The organism is Paenibacillus sp. B1-35, from assembly GCF_050474385.1.
Classification (GTDB): domain Bacteria; phylum Bacillota; class Bacilli; order Paenibacillales; family Paenibacillaceae; genus Paenibacillus_B; species Paenibacillus_B alvei.
This window is the reverse complement of sequence record NZ_JBCHVJ010000004.1, coordinates 230403-249125: the sequence shown is the minus strand read 5'-3', so window position 1 is coordinate 249125 and position 18723 is coordinate 230403. Positions and strand designations below refer to the sequence as shown.

The window sequence follows — 18723 nt, the reverse complement described above, 5'->3', positions numbered from 1 at the left end:
GGAGCTGTGGAGTATCTTGAGTCAAATTGGGTCGAATGAGAAAATAACGACACAGCAGGCGGCTGTATTTGTGGCTAATTATATTTTAGGAGTTGGCATTTTAACGCTTCCCCGGGCAGCGGCGGAGAAGGTTAAAACGCCCGATATCTGGTTGACCGTCATTCTCGGCGGTCTTATAGCTATGGTGGCCGGCATTATTGTAGCGAAGCTTAGCCAGCAATACCCAGGCAAAACTTTTTATGAATACAGTCAGCTTATTGTTGGAAAATGGCTAGGGATCGTGCTGAATGCGTCGATTATTATCTATTTCATAGCTACATCTGGCAATATGGTGCGGGCTATGTCGGAAGTGATGAACCTGTACTTGCTTGAAGGAACCCCGCGCTGGGTTGTGATCATGTCTTTTCTGTGGGTGGGGATGTACATCATAGTCGGTGGGGTTTCCGCGATTGCCCGCTTTTTCGAAATTGTGTTTCCGCTGACGATATTGACCATTCTGTTCTTGGCGCTATTGAGTTTTAAAATATTTGATGTTAACAATTTAAGGCCAGTACTTGGACAAGGGATTGGCCCTGTATTGAACGGGGTAAAGACAACTGGGCTTTCCTTCTCCGGCTTTGAAATACTGCTTGTTCTGCAGGCGTACATGTCTACACCGAAAAAGGCTGTCCGTGCGGTTGTAATTGGGATACTCATTCCGATGCTCTTCTACGTTGTGACAGTAGTAATGGTAGTTGGAGCCTTATCGATTAGCGGTGTAGTCAGCCAAACCTGGCCGACGATAACATTGTTCCGCAGCTTCGAATACCCAGGGATTCTATTTGAACGCTATGAATCCTTGCTGCTGGTTATTTGGGTAATTCAAATCTTTACAACGTATGCGATTACCCATTATGCGGCTGCACTTGGCATTGCGCGAATGGTGAACAAGGATATTCGTCCGATGCTGTACGCGCTTATTCCGGTCATTTATCTTGCCTCAATGTCGCCAAGAAATATTAATGATCTGTTCTCTATGGGAGATCGGATTAGTGATGTCGCCATGATCATGTTTGGGATTTTGCCAGCTATTTTACTCATCATTGTGAAGTGGAGAAGGAGAATTGGCGCGCAATGAGCAGGAACAATGGAAATAAGGCACAAGCGAATTGCCAGTGCATTGCTGTTCCGGCTGTGAATGGTGCAGATAAACGACTAACCGATCAAATCCACCAGAATGGAAGTTGGCTGCGCACAGCAAGGAGAATTATGGCTATCTCCTGCAGTCTTCTGCTTTTGAGCGGCTGTTGGAGCAGACGGGAAATTGAGGACTTGAACTTCACAGTAGCAGCGGCGATTGATCTCGGTCATGCCGTGAAGCAGGAACAGGAATTTGAAAAAAAAGATGCGGATTACCCTCGTGAACGAAGACTTGTGTTAACTTATCAAATGGCGAAGCCGGAGCAGTCATCAGGTCAAGAAGCGTCAGGAAACAAGAAAAAGTATCGAAATGTTTCGTTGTCAGGAGACTCGATCTATCAGATGTCAAGAGAAATATCACTCAAGGAATCGAAGCCGATTTTCGGGCAGCATTATAAAGCATTGGTAATTGGCTCTGAGTTGGCGAAACAAATGAATTTTCGCGAAGTGCTGGACTTTTTCATGCGGGAACAAGAGTTTCGCCCAAGCTGCTTAGTGTATGTCAGTAAAGGAACGGGACAAGAAATATTGGACACCAACACCTCTGGGGAGATTCCTGCACTCCGTTTGTTAGGAATATCAGATAATCACTATCGGACTAACCGTTTGCTGAAGCCGATGTCCCTCACCAATTTGCAAGATAAGCTGAATTCGATGACCAGCTTTCTGTTGCAAAATGTAGTCACGGCTAATGAAGAGCTGAAATTGTCGGGAGCTTCCGTCATATCTGGCAAAACAGGCAAGCAGTTAGGTTACCTTAATGAAGAGGATATGGAGGCTGTGAACTGGGTGCTGGGCGGTGCCAAGGGGGGGATAGTGAAAAGCAAGGATAACGCCACAGGCCAAATATCTGCATACGAAATCACAAACGTGAAGAGCCATATTACTCCTCATGTCGAAAATGGACGAATATCATACGATGTGCGGGTGGAGTCGGATGGCCGTCTTGGGGAACAAATGAGTGGAGGAAATGACTTTGATAACAAGTTCTTAAAGCGTTTGGAAGCAGATACGGAGAAACGAATTAAAGAACTCGTAACGAAGCTGTTTAATAAGCTGCAAAAGGAGTATCGTGCCGATGTATTAAGATTCGGAGATAAGCTGCGCATCGCCTATCCTCGACTGTGGGAGCAAGAAAAGGAAAATTGGGATGAAACTTTCAGTACAGCAGTGATCCGATATGATGTCAAAGTGACGATTCGAGAGTACGGCACATCCAATATGCGGGAACGACAATCGGAGGCACAAAGTTAAGTATATAATGTAATCATAGTCTGGGATGGGTATTATATACAGTGCAACCTTACTCTTCAATTGTTACAATGAGTGCACATATAGTCTTACGGATTTCGAAACCTACATGATTTGCTTGCAGTACATGCATTGGGGGAGAGAAGATGCAAATCATTCAAGGAACAGCATTGCTGCTGCTTGTACTATCTTTATTTAGTTTATTTAGCTTCAAGGCGCCTAACGGGATGAAGGCGATGGGAGCCTTGGCGAATGCTGCCGTGGCCAGCTTTTTGGTTGAAGCGTTCCACCGTTATGTCGGGGGAGACATGCTGAAGCTGGATTTCTTAGGGGAAGTAGGAATAACGGCAGGGGGGCTCGGCGGTGTTGCCGCAGCATCGCTCGTATCCCTGGCTATGGGAGTATCGCCAGTGTATGCGCTAATGCTCGGTGTCGCTTGCGGGGGGCAAGGGCTTCTGCCGGGCTTTATAGCTGGCTACATCGTCTCGTTTCTCGTAAAGATGTTCGAGAAAAAGGTGCCGGCAGGACTTGATCTAATTGCATGTATTGTAGTAGCTGCGCCCTTGGTACGCTGCTTGGCCAAGCTTATAAGCCCAGTTGTTGACGCAACATTGCTCAATATTGGCAGCATCATCTCGGCTACGGCTACCAATAATCCGATTATTATGGGCATTATATTGGGCGGCGTGATCACTGTAGTGGCGACAGCACCGCTCAGTTCGATGGCGCTGACGGCCATGCTCGGCTTAACCGGTTTGCCTATGGCGATTGGAGCCTTGTCAGTTATGGGCTCTTCATTCATGAACTTCGTCTTTTTCCATCGTATGAAGTTTGGTGACCGCAGAACAACGCTTGCAGTCGCCATAGAGCCGCTGACCCAGGCGGATCTAATATCGGCCAATCCGATTCCGGTCTATGTGACGAATTTTATCGGAGGGGCGGCTGCAGGCGTGATTGTGGCACTCTTTGGTCTCATCAACAATGCGACAGGTACGGCAACGCCGATAGCAGGTCTTATGGTGATGTACGGCTTCAATGATCCTGTAATCGTTACGATTGCAGCTGTGCTATGTGCATTAGCAGGCGCTGGTGCGGGGCTTCTCGGCTCGATTGTATTCCGCCGCTATCCGATTCGAACGGTAGCGGAGGTTCGCGGATCGAACAGCCAAGAACCCGAAGGGACGTTGGAGTCTACGGTATGAGCAGGAAGGAGCATTCTTCATAACTTTGAGGGTTCCTTTCTACAAGACGTTTTAATGAACTGAATTAGGCGAGGAATGAACCCGCACAAGAGGATGTAAAGAGTGTTTCCATATTGGAGACGCTCTTTTTCTTCTATATTCCGGTTTTTTTGTGTAAACTGAAAGGATACAGAATTTTGCGGCTGCTTGCGATCGGACAGGTCTGGAGAAGTATAGCCGTAGTAATGGAGGGTAATCACGTTGCTGCAACCGGACGTCACTGTGGACGACATCAACCGGCTCGCCGGTCAAATGAAGGAGCACTTTACGTACGCGACGCTGGAGCAAGGCTGGCGATATTATCGCAAGCATGCAGTGTCCCGTGTGCGCAAGGCTGAGGGACGGACTCGGATCATTCAGGCTGATGTACATGAGACAGAGCACTATCATGTAAGGTTTCATATGAAGCGGGTCGAGGAGAGTACGTGTACGTGTCAGGCTGGAAGTGGGTGCAAGCATAAGGCGGCCGTGTTTTTCCAATTATGCGAAGCGGCGGGTAAAAAGCCGGAGCTGTATTTATCTGATTTCCGTCATGCCTACATCGAGCTCGAGAGACAACGCACTGCTGCACGCAAGCGCGAAGCACAGAAGGCAGAGCGGGAACGCCGTATCCGCGCCAGCCAGATGACACTCTCACAGGATGCTTCTGCAAAGGAGTGGCATCTCTTTTTTCATAGAAAATATGCAAAGCCCTTCACCGATTTTCAATCATCCGTAACGGAAATTACGAAATGGGTACAAGAGCAGCTGTATCGCGATAGCGAGGCGATGCCTAAATCGATACAAACGCTGCTGCGGATGCATGTACAGTTGTTCTTGATTCAGCAGATGGCAGAGCGCTATGCGCAGGCTGCACGCGGATACCATTCCCGGGATATTTCGGCGGATGATGCCGTACATCCTTGCATGGAGGAGTTAAAGGAACTGTGTATGAAATTTGAACGTTCAGAGCTTCCAACAAATTATAGGGAGCATGTCCGATATTTGGGCATAGTAGCGGAGCAGATTGCCCTATCTGAAGAGGAGTCGCCTGTGGATAGGCTTGCAGTCTTTGCGCTCGTGTGGTCGGAAATATTGAACCATCCAGATGAATTGCGCCTTGCGCGAACGCGTCTGCAGGAACGATTGAAGCCTTTGTCCGAACTTCGGCCTCGCCTTCGTGACGCCATACGGGTTGCGCTCATCCATATCGAGTCCTTGTTAGGCTATGATGAACGGGCAATTGGCCATCTGCATGCACTTACTTTCTATAATGATCCGGAGCGATTTTTGCAGTATGCCGATGAGCGGATGGACAGTGGCGATCATGAGAAGCTGCTGATGTGGTTGAAGGCGTTGGCCCCAATGGTCAGTCAAGCGCGTCATCGTGAACTTTTAGAGCGATATTGGGGATTGTGGAAGCGGTCATACGATGCCCATGCCGATATGCATCAAGAGCTTGATGATTTGCTGCTTGTATTGCTGCCCGGCATATATCCGTATTTGTCCACATTCCTATTAGAACAGGGCAGGTACCGGGATTGGGCGGATATTCAAATGGTACGCCGCATATCGCCAGCGGAAGCGGATGTGGCGGAATGGAGACGAGTTGCAGATGCTGCGCCAAGTTTGCTGCTGCCGTTATACCATCAAGCCATTGAGCGGCATATTGAAGAGCGCAATCGAGATCATTATCGGATTGCCGTCACTTTGCTGCATGAGCTGCGCTCTATGTATGAGCGCAGTGGTTCACTTCATACGTGGGAACGATACATGGATTGCTTACATGAACGGTATTCCCGTCTAAGAGCATTTCAAGAAGAGTTGAGGGGAGGGGCACTGCTGACATGATCGAACAATCGCCTTGGATTGTAGAATGCATGAAGCGAGGTGACGGGACATTCCTGTTGTTCCATAGTGGAATACGGCGAGACGTACGTGCTCTGAAGCATTTGCTGTTCGGTTGGCATGCTCCTTCCTTCTATGGCACGATGCTTCCCATAGAGAATGAGGGACGGATCGAAGGAATTGTGGTTACTGCGGCTGAAATGCTGGAGGCGGTCGCGATGGCGCCAGGCGTGCGCTGGACGGAGCTGAAGCAGGGAGATAGCTTCCGTATTGCTTGTACTATGGCGAAGCTGTATATGGAGGTGCTGCGCGAAGGCCGATTCGAGCCGTCCTTCGAGAAATGGAAGGCGGGATCATTTGGCTGGGAGCTGCTGCTGAGCGAGTCTGAGCAGAAGACGATAGACAAATTGCTTTATCAAGCTGAACAAATAGAGCATCCGGAGTTAGTCGATTGGTTCGATGACCTGATGGCCGAATTGTTGACTGACAATCAGGATCGGAATTTGTTGCGCTCGGAAGTGTTGCGAGTGCGTCCGGAGCTGGAAGAGATGCGGATACCTTCACAGCGGTCACAGTGGACAAGCGAGCAGGATTGGCTGGAAATGATAGGATGGTCGATTGACGAGACTCCTTTTCGTGTTGTGCTTCGTATTGATGAGCCGGAGCAGGAACGTATGCCGTGGGCATTGCGCATATTGCTGCAGGAAAAAGGAGATCCCGATGTTCAAGTGGCATGCGTATGGAGCAAAGGCATGGATGAGAGTGACACGTCCTGTCAAGTGAAGGCAGCAGCAGGAGACTTCCCGGAGGCATGGAAGCCGTTTCTGCAAGAACGACTGTCTCGGGATATTCGTAAGGTGCTGCGGATCGTCCCGTGGCTTGAAGAGACATCGAACAGCCAATTGAAGGATTCCGATAATGAACCACTTATCAAAATTCAAGAAACTAGCGGAATTGGCCAGATAGATACGGTAGAAAAAACGGCTAATGCTACTTGGTGCCGATTGAAGGAGAGGCTTGGGGAAGAAGAAGCATGGCGCTTCTTAGCTGAGGGAAGCTTGTTGCTTGCAGAGGCAGGATTTCGAGTGATCGTCCCCGCTTGGTGGCAGCGAGTACGTCAAATGAGAACACGGCTTAAAGCGCGTGTTCCATCCTCTGCAGGATCCTTCTCTGCTTCGACGATGGGTATTAATCAGATGATTCAGTTTGATTGGAGACTTGCAATCGGGGATGTAGACGTAAGTGAAGCAGAATTCCGCCAACTGATTGAAGAGGATCGGAGGCTTGTCCGGCTGAATGGCCAATGGATTCAATTGAATCCTGACGACGTAAAGGAAATCCGTCGCCTAATGAATCAGGTGGATGGCGGCGGAATGACATTCGGCGAGGTGCTCGAACATCATATGGCTATGGAGCGTCAGCGGCTGGAGGAAGGCTTGCTGGAGGAGGACATGGAGCGGGACAATCGTCTTCGGCTTGAATTAGAGCTGAATGAGCAGTTGCAGCACTGGCTTGCCATGCTCCAGCATCATGAATCGATTCCGCCAAGCGCTATGCCGGCAGGATTGCTCGGAACACTGCGGAAATATCAGGCTGACGGGTACTCTTGGTTGATGTTCCTTCGCCGTTTCGGGCTTGGCGCTTGTCTAGCAGATGATATGGGACTAGGAAAAACCATACAATGGATTGCTTACGTGTTAAGAGTGAGGGAAGTTGAACCGGATTCCGGGCCTTCCCTGTTAATCTGCCCGACCTCGCTAATCGGCAACTGGCAGAAGGAATTGGAGCGATTCGCTCCAGATCTTCAGGTATATTTGCATTATGGGGCTGATCGGCTTCGGGATGAAAGGTTTGCAAAGGAGATTCAAAGTGCCGATGTAGTAATTACAACCTATACGCTGGCATTAATGGATCGCGAGCTGCTATGGCCGGTTATGTGGAATTCGGTATGTTTGGATGAGGCACAGAATATTAAGAATCCCTATGCGAAGCAGTCGGCAGCAATTCGGAAGCTGCGTGCTAGGCACCGAATAGCGCTGACGGGTACGCCAATGGAAAACCATTTGACTGAGCTGTGGTCCATCTTTGACTTCGTCAACCCAGGGTACTTGGGTACACTGGCCCAGTTCCGGAAAACCTACGTCAATCCGATTGAGCGCAGTCGAGATGCGGAGTGGACGAAGCTCGTCCAGCGGCTTGTGCAGCCGTTTCTGTTGCGCAGGCTAAAGCGGGATCCGGAGATTCAGCTTGATTTGCCGGATAAAAATGAATCGAAGGTCTATGTGCCGTTAACAGCTGAGCAGGCTTCGGTGTATGAGCAGACGCTGCACGCGTTGTTCGAGGATCTGGATCAGCTTGATCCAATGGAACGAAGGGGCAGAGTGTTGGCTGCAATAACGAAGCTGAAGCAGGTATGCAATCATCCGTCCCTTGTGCTGCGAGATCGGGCAACGGGACGGGATTCCACTCGTTCGGGCAAGCTGACGCGCTTGTTGGAAATGCTGGAGGAACTGCGTTCGACAGGGGAACGAAGTCTCATATTTACACAATATGCCGAGACGGGAAAGTTGCTGCAAGAAGTACTTGAGCGAAACACGAAGGAATCAGTTCCATTTCTGCATGGTAGTGTACCGAAGGCTGAACGTGATCGCATGGTTCAGCGATTTCAGGATGAATCGCTGCCGGAGGAAGAACGGCCTCGCATTTTCATCTTATCGCTTAAGGCTGGCGGCACGGGGTTGAATCTGACAGCTGCTAACCATGTGTTCCATTACGATCGCTGGTGGAACCCAGCGGTGGAGAATCAGGCGTCTGACCGGGCGTATCGAATCGGACAGACACGCAATGTGCAAGTATACAAGCTGATTGCCCTTGGAACCCTTGAAGAGCGGATTGATGATATGATTGAGCAGAAGCAAACCTTGAATGAACAAGTAATTGGCGGCGGAGAGAAGTGGATTACAGAGCTGTCTCCAACCGAATTGCGGGAGCTGTTTGCATTGCGGAGACATGTAATGGAGTAGGCGGAGTCAAGCTCGATCCTTCCAGATGGAATTGTCTGCATAAATATCCTCATTCTACAGACAATATTGTCCATGAGGAGGATGATGGGCATGTGCAGGAAATATGCAATTTCCGCAGATCTATCTGAGATTGAACGGGTATTTGAGATCGAGCAAGTGCTCTATCCCTATCAACGGCGCTATAATATTAGCCCGACACAAGCGGTGCCGGCAATTTTAGAGCTTAAGGGCAGGCGTGTACTGGATAAATTCAGGTGGGGAATGGTGCCCTTTTGGGGCAAGGATTCATTGAATGCCGATATTTATTCGGTTCATAGCAATTCGGCTTATTGGAAGCTAACGGAGCGTCAACGGTGCGTTATTCCGTGCAGCGGCTTCTACTACTGGAGGCAACAAGGGAAAAAAAGCCTTCCTGTTCATATGGTGCTGCGTTCGCGGGGCGTCTTCGGGGTAGCAGGACTGTATGAGGTATGGCGCGATGCACAAGGAAGAGTGCAGCAGACATGCACGTTATTAATGTCGCGGTCAAATGAGCTTGTTGCTGAATTCGAGACACGCATGCCGGCTATATTGGATCCTGTGGAAGTGGATGCTTGGCTTCGACCGGTATCTACTGAGATCGAGTCGCTTGCTCGATTGCTGCGTCCATATGCAGCGGAACGAATGATGTTCTACCCAGTTACACCGCGTATCGAGGATGAACAATATGACCATTCGGACTGTGTTCAGGAATTGGATATGAGACTTGGCTGGGTTAAGCCATGAATTAACGAGCACGTTACAGTGGGGATACAACATCATCACATCATTAGGGAATCGTTGAATGATCAGATGCGGTGGTTCAGATAGAAAGATATTATGTACAGCCTTGGCTCAATGATTACGGGTCAAGGCTGTTCCTGTTGTTCTGCATTATTCAGCATGTATTGTCTTTCTTGGTTACCGAGAACATTTATTCACTGAGGTACGTTTCTTTTCCCTACTCGTGAACATGCTATAATAGCTTAATTAAACCGTTGTTCGGTGAAAGATTTGGCGAAGGGGGAGATTTCTTTGCAGCGAAAGCTTTACCCGGAATGGTCATGGTCACCCTCGCGGCATGTGCTGTTCGAAGAGTGTAGACGCAAATATTATTATCATTATTATGCCTCGCATAATGGCTGGTTTCGAGATGCGCCGCCATTGGCAAGACAAGCTTATCAGTTGAAACAGATGACCAACTTGCATCTTGTGTTCGGGGAAGCGATGCATAAGATGGCAGAAGCGACATTGATGCAGATGCATCAATCCGGTCGAATGATGGATGCGGAGGATATCGTGCGTCGCGTGCGTAATCTACTTAATCAGGCATATACGGATTCCCTTGATGTAGAAGCATGGAAGGAGCTGCCGAAGCAGCGTACGATGCTTCATGAAATGTACTATGGCGGGCAGTTGCCAGCTCGGACGATTGAAATGATTAAAACTCGCATTCCCATTTTGGCAGACCGGTTCCTAAACAGCCGCAGTGTGCAGCAATATCGGGAAGATTCGGATGTACGGCTTATGGAGTTAGAGCGATTGAACACGATAGAGGTGGCCAGCACGAACGTATTTGTTAAGCTGGACGTTATGTTCCGTCATCATGACCATTATATCATTGTAGATTGGAAGACCGGTCAGGAAGATGAGCGCAATAAGACACAGCTTCGCTTGTATGGATTGTATGTGCATCGTGTGTATGGGGTGCCTTATGAAAAGCTTGATATCCGGACGGAATATTTGCTTAGCGGGAGCTGTGTAGAGGATGCTGTGTATGAGGAAGAGATGGAGGAATTGGAACGTCATGTCGTCGACAGTATGCTGCTTATGCGAGATTATTTGGAAGAGCCATTGCGCAATCAGCCAATGTCCATCGATGCGTTCGAACCGACAGAAGAGGTGAAGCGCTGCCGTCGTTGTCCGTATTTGGACATATGTGAGTATGGACGGCGTGAGGAAGCAGTATCGTAGATGAGAAAGCATTTTCGCTCACGATTGCAGCAATAAGGAGATTAGTTATAGTAGGGAGAAGCCCATTTTTTATGAACATTAAAATAATCGTTTGAATTTATGAATGGGATAAGATATACTACAACTACAGATAACATTCAAACATTCTTTTGAATATTGTAATGATTACGATTAAGCAAAGGATGATTCAACTTTCAAGCGAATGTGATTAATGCGCTTAATCTTCAATGAAATTAACAACAATATAGTTAAGAGGTGAACAAAATGGTAGCACAGCGATCAACGAATGATTTGGAGAACATCCAATCGCATACACACAATAAAGAAGATGTATGTGAAATTGTATGTTATGACGCCGTAAAAATTAATGCCTTGAAAGGCCGCGTTGAGGACACTGAGGTACAAGGGATGGCTCAGATGTTCAAGGCCTTATCGGATCCGACCCGGATGAAGATGGCATGCTTGCTGGATGAGGGGGAAGAGCTGTGTGTATGCGATATGGCTATATTAACAGGTCAATCCATTGCGACTACCTCGCATCACTTGCGAGTCATGAAGAATCTAGGAATCGCGAAATCACGCAAGGATGGCAAGAATGTCTTTTATACCTTGAATGACCATCATATTCGGATGCTCGTTCGAATGACACTAGAACATTTGAGAGAGGAGCATTGCCATGACGACGCGGGGCATAGAGAAGGCTGACGAACGAATTGCATATCGAGTGCAAGGATTGTCGTGCGGGAACTGTGCACGGGAGATGGAAGGCGAGATTCGCCGGTTGAAGCATGGTGAGGATGCGACATTAAGCTATAATAGTGGAACATTGAAGCTGAATAAGAATATCGACTTGACTGCCGTGAAGCGGATCTTGCGAACAGACGGCGCGAAGCTGGTGGAATCAGGCGGGGCTGCTTCAAGCTCGGCGCATGCATCAGCCAATGCGCACGCAGAGTGTGCTTGCGATGGTCATGATCATGGGCATTCCCACGAGGGACATGGTCACGAAGGACATTCTCACAGTCACTCGCATAGCCATTCAAGCGGTAAGGCACATCAGCATGATCATGGACATGATCACGACCATGATGCAGAAGGCCATGGACATGATCACAGCCACGGGGATATGAATCGGATGAAGTGGCTGCTGGGCACTTCCGGCTTGTTGTATGTTGCTACATTCGTACTCGACAATGCTGCACCTTACGGCGTATTGATTGGCATGTATCTGCTCGCCATGCTGCTTAGTGGATATGGCACCTTCATGAAAGGGCTTCGGAACCTGCTGCGGCTGCGCTTCAATATGGATACGCTGATGACAGTGGCGCTCACTGGTGCGGTTGTTATCGGAGAGTGGAAAGAAGCGACGCTCGTCGCCATCTTATTCGGGCTGAATGAAATGTTGGAAGGCTACGGCATGGAGCGGGCTCGTCAATCGATGGAAGCCTTGCTTGCAGTAGCTCCGAAGCAGGCTACCGTGCTTCGCAATGGGCAAAGTGTAACAATTGCGATTGAACAATTGGTAGTCGGCGATGTTGTACTGGTGCGTCCCGGGGAAAAGATTCCCTCCGATGGGACGGTCGTTGAAGGAAACAGCGCCGTCAATGAGGCGGCTATTACAGGAGAATCTTTGCCGGTATCCAAAGCGGCTGATGATGTGGTATACGGAGGCAGTGTGAACACCGACGGCATCCTGAAGGTACGTATTGATAAAGCGTATGAAGATTCGTCACTGGCGAAAATTTTGCATCTTGTGCAGGAAGCACAGGATACGAAAACACCGACAGAACTGTTCATTGATCGGTTTGCCCGTGTGTATACACCAATCATTATGGTAATTGCAGCACTTGTAATGCTCGTACCGCCGCTATTCATGGGTGGAGAGTGGTATAAATGGTTCTATCAAGGGCTTGCCGTTCTGATTGTCGGCTGTCCATGTGCACTTATTCTATCATCGCCAATTGCTATTGTCAGCGGGATTACACGCAACGCTCGCAACGGAATTCTGATCAAGGGCGGCGTCCATCTGGAGCAGCTTGGCAAGATTGAGGCACTGGCCTTTGACAAGACAGGTACCTTGACGAAGGGGGAGCCTGCGGTACAAGATGAGGCGATATATGATGAAGATCGCTTCTACCAGATCGCTGGTTCCATTGAGCAGGCTTCCTTACATCCGCTTGCCAAGGCCATTATGAGGCATCTGGAGGCGAAGGGAAGCACTTCCTTCGAAGAACCAGCACACAGTGAGACCGTGGCGGGAGAAGGAATTCGGGCTGAAATTCAGGGTGCCGTCTACTGGGTAGGCAGTGAGCGCGTACTGGATAAGCTGCAGGGTGGTTCGGCTGAAAGAGTGCGTCAGGCACGTAAAACTGCGGAGCAAATGAAGTCGCGTGGGCTTACTTTAGTGGTTGTTGTATCTGAACAAGACGGTAAGCCGTTAGGGGTATTTGGATTAGCCGATGAGATTCGTGAGGAAAGCAAGCGGACGATTGCGGCTCTCCACGCTGCTGGTGTGAAGCATACGGTCATGCTGACAGGCGACCATGCTCAATCTGCGGAACAAGTAGCTAAGAGTGTGGGTGTAACCGACTGGTATGCACAGTTGCTGCCGCAGCAGAAAGTCGATAAAATTAAGGAACTTGGTCAGAAATACCCTGTCGCTATGGTTGGCGACGGCATTAACGATGCGCCTGCATTAGCTTCTGCACAGTTGGGAATCGCAATGGGCAAAGGAACAGACAGTGCCGTTGAAACGGCGGATATCGTCCTCATGCAGGATCATCTCGGGAAGCTGCCTAGCGCAATTCGGATTTCGCATAAGGTGAACCGTATCGTGCGCTGGAACATCGGGCTCGCGCTTGGCTTGAAAATTATTGCCTTGCTGCTTACGATCCCGGGATGGCTGACACTTTGGATTGCAATTTTGTCCGATATGGGGGCGACCATCGTAGTTACTTTGCTTGGTATGACTGTGCTTCTCGGACGAGATCATGAAGAATAACGTAAAATCATCATAGCTGCATCCGAAAATAGAAACCGCCTGTATTCTCCATCTGTGGAGGAGGCAGGCGGTTTTTTGTCGGCTTGCTTTTTAGGATTGATTGACCGGGGGGAATAACGCAAGATTCTTCTCAAATAGTAGATATCCATTGTCTGTACGACCTTGGTACGCAAAGCCCGCTCCACGATAGAACGACTCCAGTGCTGGAATACCGGACATGCAATCAAGACGAATGCTGCGCTTATTCGGAAACGCGATGCCGCTTGCTGTCCATGCTAGAATTCCACTTCCGACATGCTGACCTGCATAATTACGGTTGATGGCGAGACGGTGCACATATACGGATTCCTCTACGGAATCATTTCCCCACAACAAGCGATCCCATGGACTTGGCGTTGTTAGCAATATGACCATGCCGGCAATCTGCCCCTCCTGCTTAAATAAGAAGACATCGCCGTTCAGAATCGCGTCCGCTGTATTGTGGGTGTCTTGTCCTTGAAGCAATGCATTCCATTGGGTAGAGCCTCGTTCTTGTAGCCACTTGGCGGTGTTGTGCAGCAGTGCCATTACATGTTCAGTATCAGTTGAAAGCGCACGAACAGCAATAAGTCCGTTAGGCAACGTTTTCTGTTGAATTATTCCCTCATTCACAGCAATATCCCACCCTTTTTCACGCCTAGTATTAGTAGTTCAAATCTCGTTTGTTGTAAGGCGAATTTCATTTTGCTGCTATTGTATCGCATTGACGTATTTCTTTGCACGTACCAAAGTTGCTCGTTCCTATCAATAAACAAATCAAGAGTAAGAACCGGATCTGTCGGGCATCTTACAAGATATGGATGGATTGACGGGAGGTATATGTTCATGAATGAGTCATGGATATCAAGACATCAGACGAGTAACAGGGACGATAGAAAATGGGATCAGACCACAGGGATGTGTCCATGGCAATTGGGGGCAAGATCGCGCTTAATGCGCGCGTCTTCCTGGGGAGTGCTGTTGTTATGCATAGTGCTGGCAGGGTGCGGATCAACGATGACTGTAGCCTCCGACGAAGCAGCGTTCTATGCCGGAGAGCCTCTAGTGAACGAGCAGGCGACACATGCACCTTGGATTGCTACGAAAAATATGACGCGTATTAATACAGATGATCACGTGAAGGCGGCAGTCACTGTATCTCGAACAGTATGGCCCGGGTATATTGACGAACAGCGGCCTAATGGGGTTGTACTTGTACCGGATGAACAGTGGTCGGTTGCAATGGCGGCTGCCGATCTTATTCATTTCCCCAATAATGGCCCGCTGCTCTATATTAAGTCCGACCGCATTCCGGAGGAAACTAGAATAGAATTGCAGCGTCTCAAGCCTAAAGGCTCGCCTGACAATAAAGGAGTGCAAGCGATCGTTGTAGGCAAGGTGGATGCGACAGTGGTAGACGAGGTGAAGAAGTTGGGACTAAAAGTAGATGTAATTGCTGGCGATAATCCGGCAGCCGTTGCAGCTGCTATCGACGATTATTACGCAAGAGTAAGCAAAGATCGGCCGATGTCAGTCATTATTGCTTCTTCCGATGATCCGTCCTATGCCCTGCCTGCGGTTAATTGGATTGCACATATGCCAGAGCCCGTACTGTACGTGAGCAAGCAGGGGATTCCGCAGTCAACAGCTGACGCGCTCGCGAAGCGTCGTAAGAAGGCGGTCATGTATGTACTTGGCTCAGAGAACACCATTCCACAGGAAGTCACCGATGAATTGCAGGTGTTCGGACGAGTTGAGCGCATTCCTGCAGCATCTCCGATAGAACAAGCTATTGCCTTTGCTCGATACAAAGATAAGAAGACTGGGTTCGGTTGGGGAATTACGTCGCCAGGACATAATTTCTCCTTTGTGAAGCAAGGGAGTGAGCGGCTGGCAATTGCTCAAGCTCCATTTGCTCATTTGGGCAAGCATGCTCCGCTGTTGTGGGTGCAAGGCGATCAGGTGCCGATGGCCGTGTATGATTATGTGCAGTCAATACGGCCTCATTATGAGCATACGCCAGCAGAAGGGCCTTATAATGCTGCCTGGTTAACTGGAGCTGAAGTGTCCGTTGCCCCTCGAATACAGAGTGAGTTAGATGCCCTGCTTGAGATTCAGTCCAAGAGAGACACAGCGCATGGAGCCGCCCATCACCATAGCTCATAATTTACAGTGAAGCGTTAATTTTCAAGCTTCCTTCCCCTTACGTGATCACTAGAGGAAGGAAGCTGCTGTTTTATGGCCGGAAAATCAGAGGTTAGGATGCTTCATCCTCGTTAGCAAGTGGAGTAGGGCGTTCGAAGTGAATGGCGGTGTCAAAGTATGACAGAAGTACTTATATAGGTCTAATATATAACATCTATACTTTTTATAGGTTTTAATTATCGATTATGCAGGGGGTTTAGAAACTTGTGGAAATTTTTTGATAAATAGTCGTTTATTTTGCACAAAAGAAATGGAAAAATGGGCAGCTTTCCATTACATTTAAGGAAGGTGAAAAAAAGTTAGAAGAGGTGAATGAATTGGGAAAAACTCCAAAATCCAAACGTAACAAGCAGCCTGGGCAGGTTAGGCCGTCAACTTCAGCATCTACTGAGGGACAAGCCCGGACAGTGCCAACTTCACGCAACAATAAGAAACGGAATGACCGCATCTTCTTATTCATGATTCCTGTAGCCATAGTTGTGCTTCTTGGGCTCATATTTGTATTGAACAAGCAAGGGGAGAAGATCAAGCAGGATGAGATGGTGAGCAGACCTGCCGTACAGTTCGATCTGACAGGCCAGCCAACGCTAGGTTCTTCAGAGGCGAAGGTATCGATTGTAGAATTTGGGGATTACAAATGCCCTGCTTGTAAGGATTGGGAAACAACCGTGTTTCCGCAGCTGAAAAAGGACTTTATCGATACGGGTAAGGCAAAGTTTTCCTTTATTAATTATCCATTTATTGGGAACTCCTACATGGCATCGAATGCCGCAGAGGAAGTATTCCTTCAGAAGCCAGAAGCCTTCTGGCCCTATCATGAGGCAATTTATCATGCGCAAGGCAATGAACAAGACAACTGGATAACAACCCCATTGCTCTTAGACCTTGCGAAGCAGGTGTCGCCGGATATTGATCTTGGGAAATTAGAAAAAGCAATTGACGAGCAAACACATAAAGATGCAATTAGCCAAGATTTGAAGTTGAAGGATCTTGCCAAAGTATCAGGAACTCCATCTGTATATGTGAATGGCAAGGAGTTCACAGGGCAGTGGGACAGCTACAGTGAATTGAAAGCGTTCATCGAACAAGCATTGAATGAAGCGAAATAGCATATACAACGAGTATACAAGCTGTACGTGATTCATGATGTATTGAGAGTAATATTTAAATCAGGAGGAACGATATATGTCCGCAATCCGGCGTTACGCATTGTATTTTGCTTGGATCATCTCCTTGATTGCAACCAGTGGAAGCTTGTATATGAGTGAAGTGTTGTTATGGGAACCATGCAAGCTATGTTGGATTCAACGGATATTCATGTATCCGCTTGTTCTCTTGCTTGGCATAGCTGCATACCGCAATGATCGGAGCATCGTAAGATACACGCTTCCGCTTACGATCATTGGCGGATCTGTATCTATTTATCATTACTTGCTGCAAAAGGTACCGGGAATGGCAAGCTTAACTCCTTGTCGATCAGGAGTTCCGTGCAACTATGATTACATGGAAGGTTGGATTACAATTCCGTCGCTAGCGTTTATCGCATTTCTACTCATCACGATTCTACTGATTATCGGACGCAAGAACGAACCAGAGGAATAAGGCGTAGTGTTGTCAACGAGATGGGAGAGAATGAAATGATGAAATTGGGACTGCAAATGAAAATGGTTGTCGGCATGCTGGTGGTATCTGGCGTTACCTATGCGACAAGCGGGTTATTTATCTTCGTGCTAAAGCCCTATCTAGCACCTAGCATGAATCAACTGCTGTATGACGGCATCATCTTTATGCTTGGCGTATTCTGGACGTGCCTGCTGGGCTGGCTTGCGGCACGACTGGTCGTAAAGCCGATTATTCAATTAACGAAGGCGGCGGATGAGGCGGCGCAAGGTAAACTGAACGTGGTACTGCCAACATACCGCTTCCATGATGAGGTCAATGTCCTGATTACCTCGTTCGGCCAGATGGTACGCAATTTGCAGCATATGATAACAGAGATTAAAAGCAGTGTAGATATCACGACGCAAAATACATCGACATTAAGTGGGGCAATGACGCAAGCTGCTCACCAGATTGAACAAATCTCCTGTGCGGCAGATGAGATGAATCGCGGGGCTGAGCAGCAAGCGATGTGGACTGCAGAAGCTGCTAAGTCAGTTGAACAGATACATGCCTCTGCCGGTGCTGTACAAGCACGAGCGGAAGAGACTGAGCGAATGACCAAAGATATGTTGGAAACTCTTGCAGCGAGCGAAGGGATGTTGAAATCGATCATCGACGGTATGTTAATGGCGGCTGAATCGGGGCAGGCTTCGATCAATACCGTCCAGCGGCTTAGTGAGCAGGCAGAGCAAATTGGCGATATATCGACCACGGTTCGGGATATTGCGGATCAAACCCATTTGCTCGCCTTGAATGCTTCTATTGAAGCTGCCAGAGCTGGCGAGCATGGAGCGGGATTTGCCGTTATCGCCTCACAGGTACGAAAGCTGGCGGAGCAAAGTGCTTCTGCTGTAAGCAATATTAACGACCGTATCGTGCTTATGCAGTCTCAGGTCGTGCAGGCTGTGCAATTGATTACGAAGCAAGTCAATATCGTAAGCGTGGAGGCTGCAAAGAAGGACAAAGCTGCGAATGCCCTCAGCGCCATCGCTCATGTGACGAAGCAAGCATCGAAGGCTGTTCATGATATTGCAAATGAAGTCGAGGAGCAGACGGAGCGCTTCGCTTCCACGTTAGAGCAAACGCGCAAAATGGCTTCCATCGTCAATGAAATGGCAGAAGGAACTCGTCAAGTAGCAAGTGCAACCCAAGAGCAGACAGCCGTAATGGAAGAAATGGCTGCATCATCTGACGTGCTGCGTGACCAAGCGCAGCGCTTACAGGTACAGACAGCTGCATTTAAAAGCTAGTTTATAGATTATCGGATTGAGACTTGCATCAATAATTGATGCAAGTCTTTTTTTTGTGACATTTATTCATAAAC

Annotated in this window: 14 protein-coding genes; 13 read left to right on the top strand and 1 reads right to left on the bottom strand. The window is 48.4% G+C overall.

The window, feature by feature from the left end; translation table 11 throughout:
• Window positions 1-16: 16 nt before the first annotated feature.
• The 9 genes from ACQ5BJ_RS15360 to ACQ5BJ_RS15320 all read left to right on the top strand — a co-directional run bounded on the left by ACQ5BJ_RS15360 (window position 17) and on the right by ACQ5BJ_RS15320 (window position 13514).
• On the top strand, window positions 17-1117 hold the full coding sequence (locus tag ACQ5BJ_RS15360; protein WP_005543417.1) for a GerAB/ArcD/ProY family transporter: 1101 nt from the start codon (window positions 17-19) through the stop codon (window positions 1115-1117).
• A complete protein-coding gene (locus ACQ5BJ_RS15355) occupies window positions 1114-2433 on the top strand; it encodes a Ger(x)C family spore germination protein (protein ID WP_430111326.1) in 1320 nt (439 codons plus the stop codon). Before ACQ5BJ_RS15360 ends, ACQ5BJ_RS15355 begins: the two co-directional genes overlap by 4 nt.
• Window positions 2434-2576: 143 nt before the next feature.
• The gene (locus tag ACQ5BJ_RS15350) at window positions 2577-3632 is read left to right on the top strand and encodes a PTS sugar transporter subunit IIC (RefSeq protein WP_268598872.1); all 1056 of its coding nucleotides are present in this window, start codon (window positions 2577-2579) and stop codon (window positions 3630-3632) included.
• A 240-nt stretch (window positions 3633-3872) separates the two neighbouring features.
• Entirely contained in the window at window positions 3873-5501 is a 1629-nt protein-coding gene (locus ACQ5BJ_RS15345) for an SWIM zinc finger family protein (protein ID WP_268620909.1), read from the top strand.
• Entirely contained in the window at window positions 5498-8521 is a 3024-nt protein-coding gene (locus tag ACQ5BJ_RS15340) for a DEAD/DEAH box helicase (protein ID WP_005543410.1), read from the top strand. The genes ACQ5BJ_RS15345 and ACQ5BJ_RS15340 overlap by 4 nt, the downstream gene beginning before the upstream one ends.
• A 90-nt stretch (window positions 8522-8611) precedes the next feature.
• Window positions 8612-9286, top strand: coding sequence for an SOS response-associated peptidase (locus tag ACQ5BJ_RS15335; protein ID WP_268598870.1), 675 nt, complete (start codon window positions 8612-8614; stop codon window positions 9284-9286).
• 288 nt (window positions 9287-9574) lie between these two features.
• Window positions 9575-10513 carry a PD-(D/E)XK nuclease family protein gene (locus ACQ5BJ_RS15330; RefSeq protein WP_005543405.1) on the top strand — a complete coding sequence of 313 codons (939 nt, stop codon included), beginning with the start codon at window positions 9575-9577 and terminating at the stop codon, window positions 10511-10513.
• Window positions 10514-10777: 264 nt separating this feature from the next.
• On the top strand, window positions 10778-11218 hold the full coding sequence (locus ACQ5BJ_RS15325) for an ArsR/SmtB family transcription factor (protein ID WP_005543403.1): 441 nt from the start codon (window positions 10778-10780) through the stop codon (window positions 11216-11218).
• Window positions 11190-13514 (top strand): heavy metal translocating P-type ATPase, encoded by a 2325-nt coding sequence (locus ACQ5BJ_RS15320; RefSeq protein ID WP_430111318.1) that lies wholly within the window; start codon window positions 11190-11192, stop codon window positions 13512-13514. Before ACQ5BJ_RS15325 ends, ACQ5BJ_RS15320 begins: the two co-directional genes overlap by 29 nt.
• 90 nt (window positions 13515-13604) lie before the next feature.
• Here ACQ5BJ_RS15320 and ACQ5BJ_RS15315 read toward each other — a convergent pair whose 3' ends face one another.
• The gene (locus tag ACQ5BJ_RS15315; RefSeq protein WP_005543398.1) at window positions 13605-14165 is read right to left on the bottom strand and encodes an N-acetyltransferase; all 561 of its coding nucleotides are present in this window, start codon (window positions 14163-14165) and stop codon (window positions 13605-13607) included.
• A 213-nt stretch (window positions 14166-14378) separates the two neighbouring features.
• On the opposite strand from ACQ5BJ_RS15315, the gene ACQ5BJ_RS15310 reads away from it, so the two are divergent.
• From ACQ5BJ_RS15310 to ACQ5BJ_RS15295, 4 genes are all read left to right on the top strand, one after another.
• Complete coding sequence (locus tag ACQ5BJ_RS15310; RefSeq protein ID WP_268620911.1) at window positions 14379-15698, top strand: cell wall-binding repeat-containing protein; 1320 nt, start codon at window positions 14379-14381, stop codon at window positions 15696-15698.
• A 356-nt stretch (window positions 15699-16054) separates the two neighbouring features.
• Window positions 16055-16846, top strand: coding sequence for a DsbA family protein (locus ACQ5BJ_RS15305; protein ID WP_430111314.1), 792 nt, complete (start codon window positions 16055-16057; stop codon window positions 16844-16846).
• Window positions 16847-16922: 76 nt separating this feature from the next.
• Complete coding sequence (locus tag ACQ5BJ_RS15300; protein ID WP_005543394.1) at window positions 16923-17339, top strand: disulfide oxidoreductase; 417 nt, start codon at window positions 16923-16925, stop codon at window positions 17337-17339.
• Between the two features lie 35 nt (window positions 17340-17374).
• Entirely contained in the window at window positions 17375-18649 is a 1275-nt protein-coding gene (locus tag ACQ5BJ_RS15295) for a methyl-accepting chemotaxis protein (protein WP_268620914.1), read from the top strand.
• Window positions 18650-18723: the final 74 nt, after the last annotated feature.

Coding starts and splice junctions, on each gene's coding strand:
- ACQ5BJ_RS15355 (WP_430111326.1), top strand. CDS start 1,114: ATGAGCAGGAACAATGGAAATAAGGCACAAGCGAATTGCCAGTGCATT.
- ACQ5BJ_RS15350 (WP_268598872.1), top strand. CDS start 2,577: ATGCAAATCATTCAAGGAACAGCATTGCTGCTGCTTGTACTATCTTTA.
- ACQ5BJ_RS15340 (WP_005543410.1), top strand. CDS start 5,498: ATGATCGAACAATCGCCTTGGATTGTAGAATGCATGAAGCGAGGTGAC.
- ACQ5BJ_RS15335 (WP_268598870.1), top strand. CDS start 8,612: ATGTGCAGGAAATATGCAATTTCCGCAGATCTATCTGAGATTGAACGG.
- ACQ5BJ_RS15325 (WP_005543403.1), top strand. CDS start 10,778: ATGGTAGCACAGCGATCAACGAATGATTTGGAGAACATCCAATCGCAT.
- ACQ5BJ_RS15320 (WP_430111318.1), top strand. CDS start 11,190: ATGACGACGCGGGGCATAGAGAAGGCTGACGAACGAATTGCATATCGA.
- ACQ5BJ_RS15310 (WP_268620911.1), top strand. CDS start 14,379: ATGAATGAGTCATGGATATCAAGACATCAGACGAGTAACAGGGACGAT.
- ACQ5BJ_RS15300 (WP_005543394.1), top strand. CDS start 16,923: ATGTCCGCAATCCGGCGTTACGCATTGTATTTTGCTTGGATCATCTCC.
- ACQ5BJ_RS15295 (WP_268620914.1), top strand. CDS start 17,375: ATGATGAAATTGGGACTGCAAATGAAAATGGTTGTCGGCATGCTGGTG.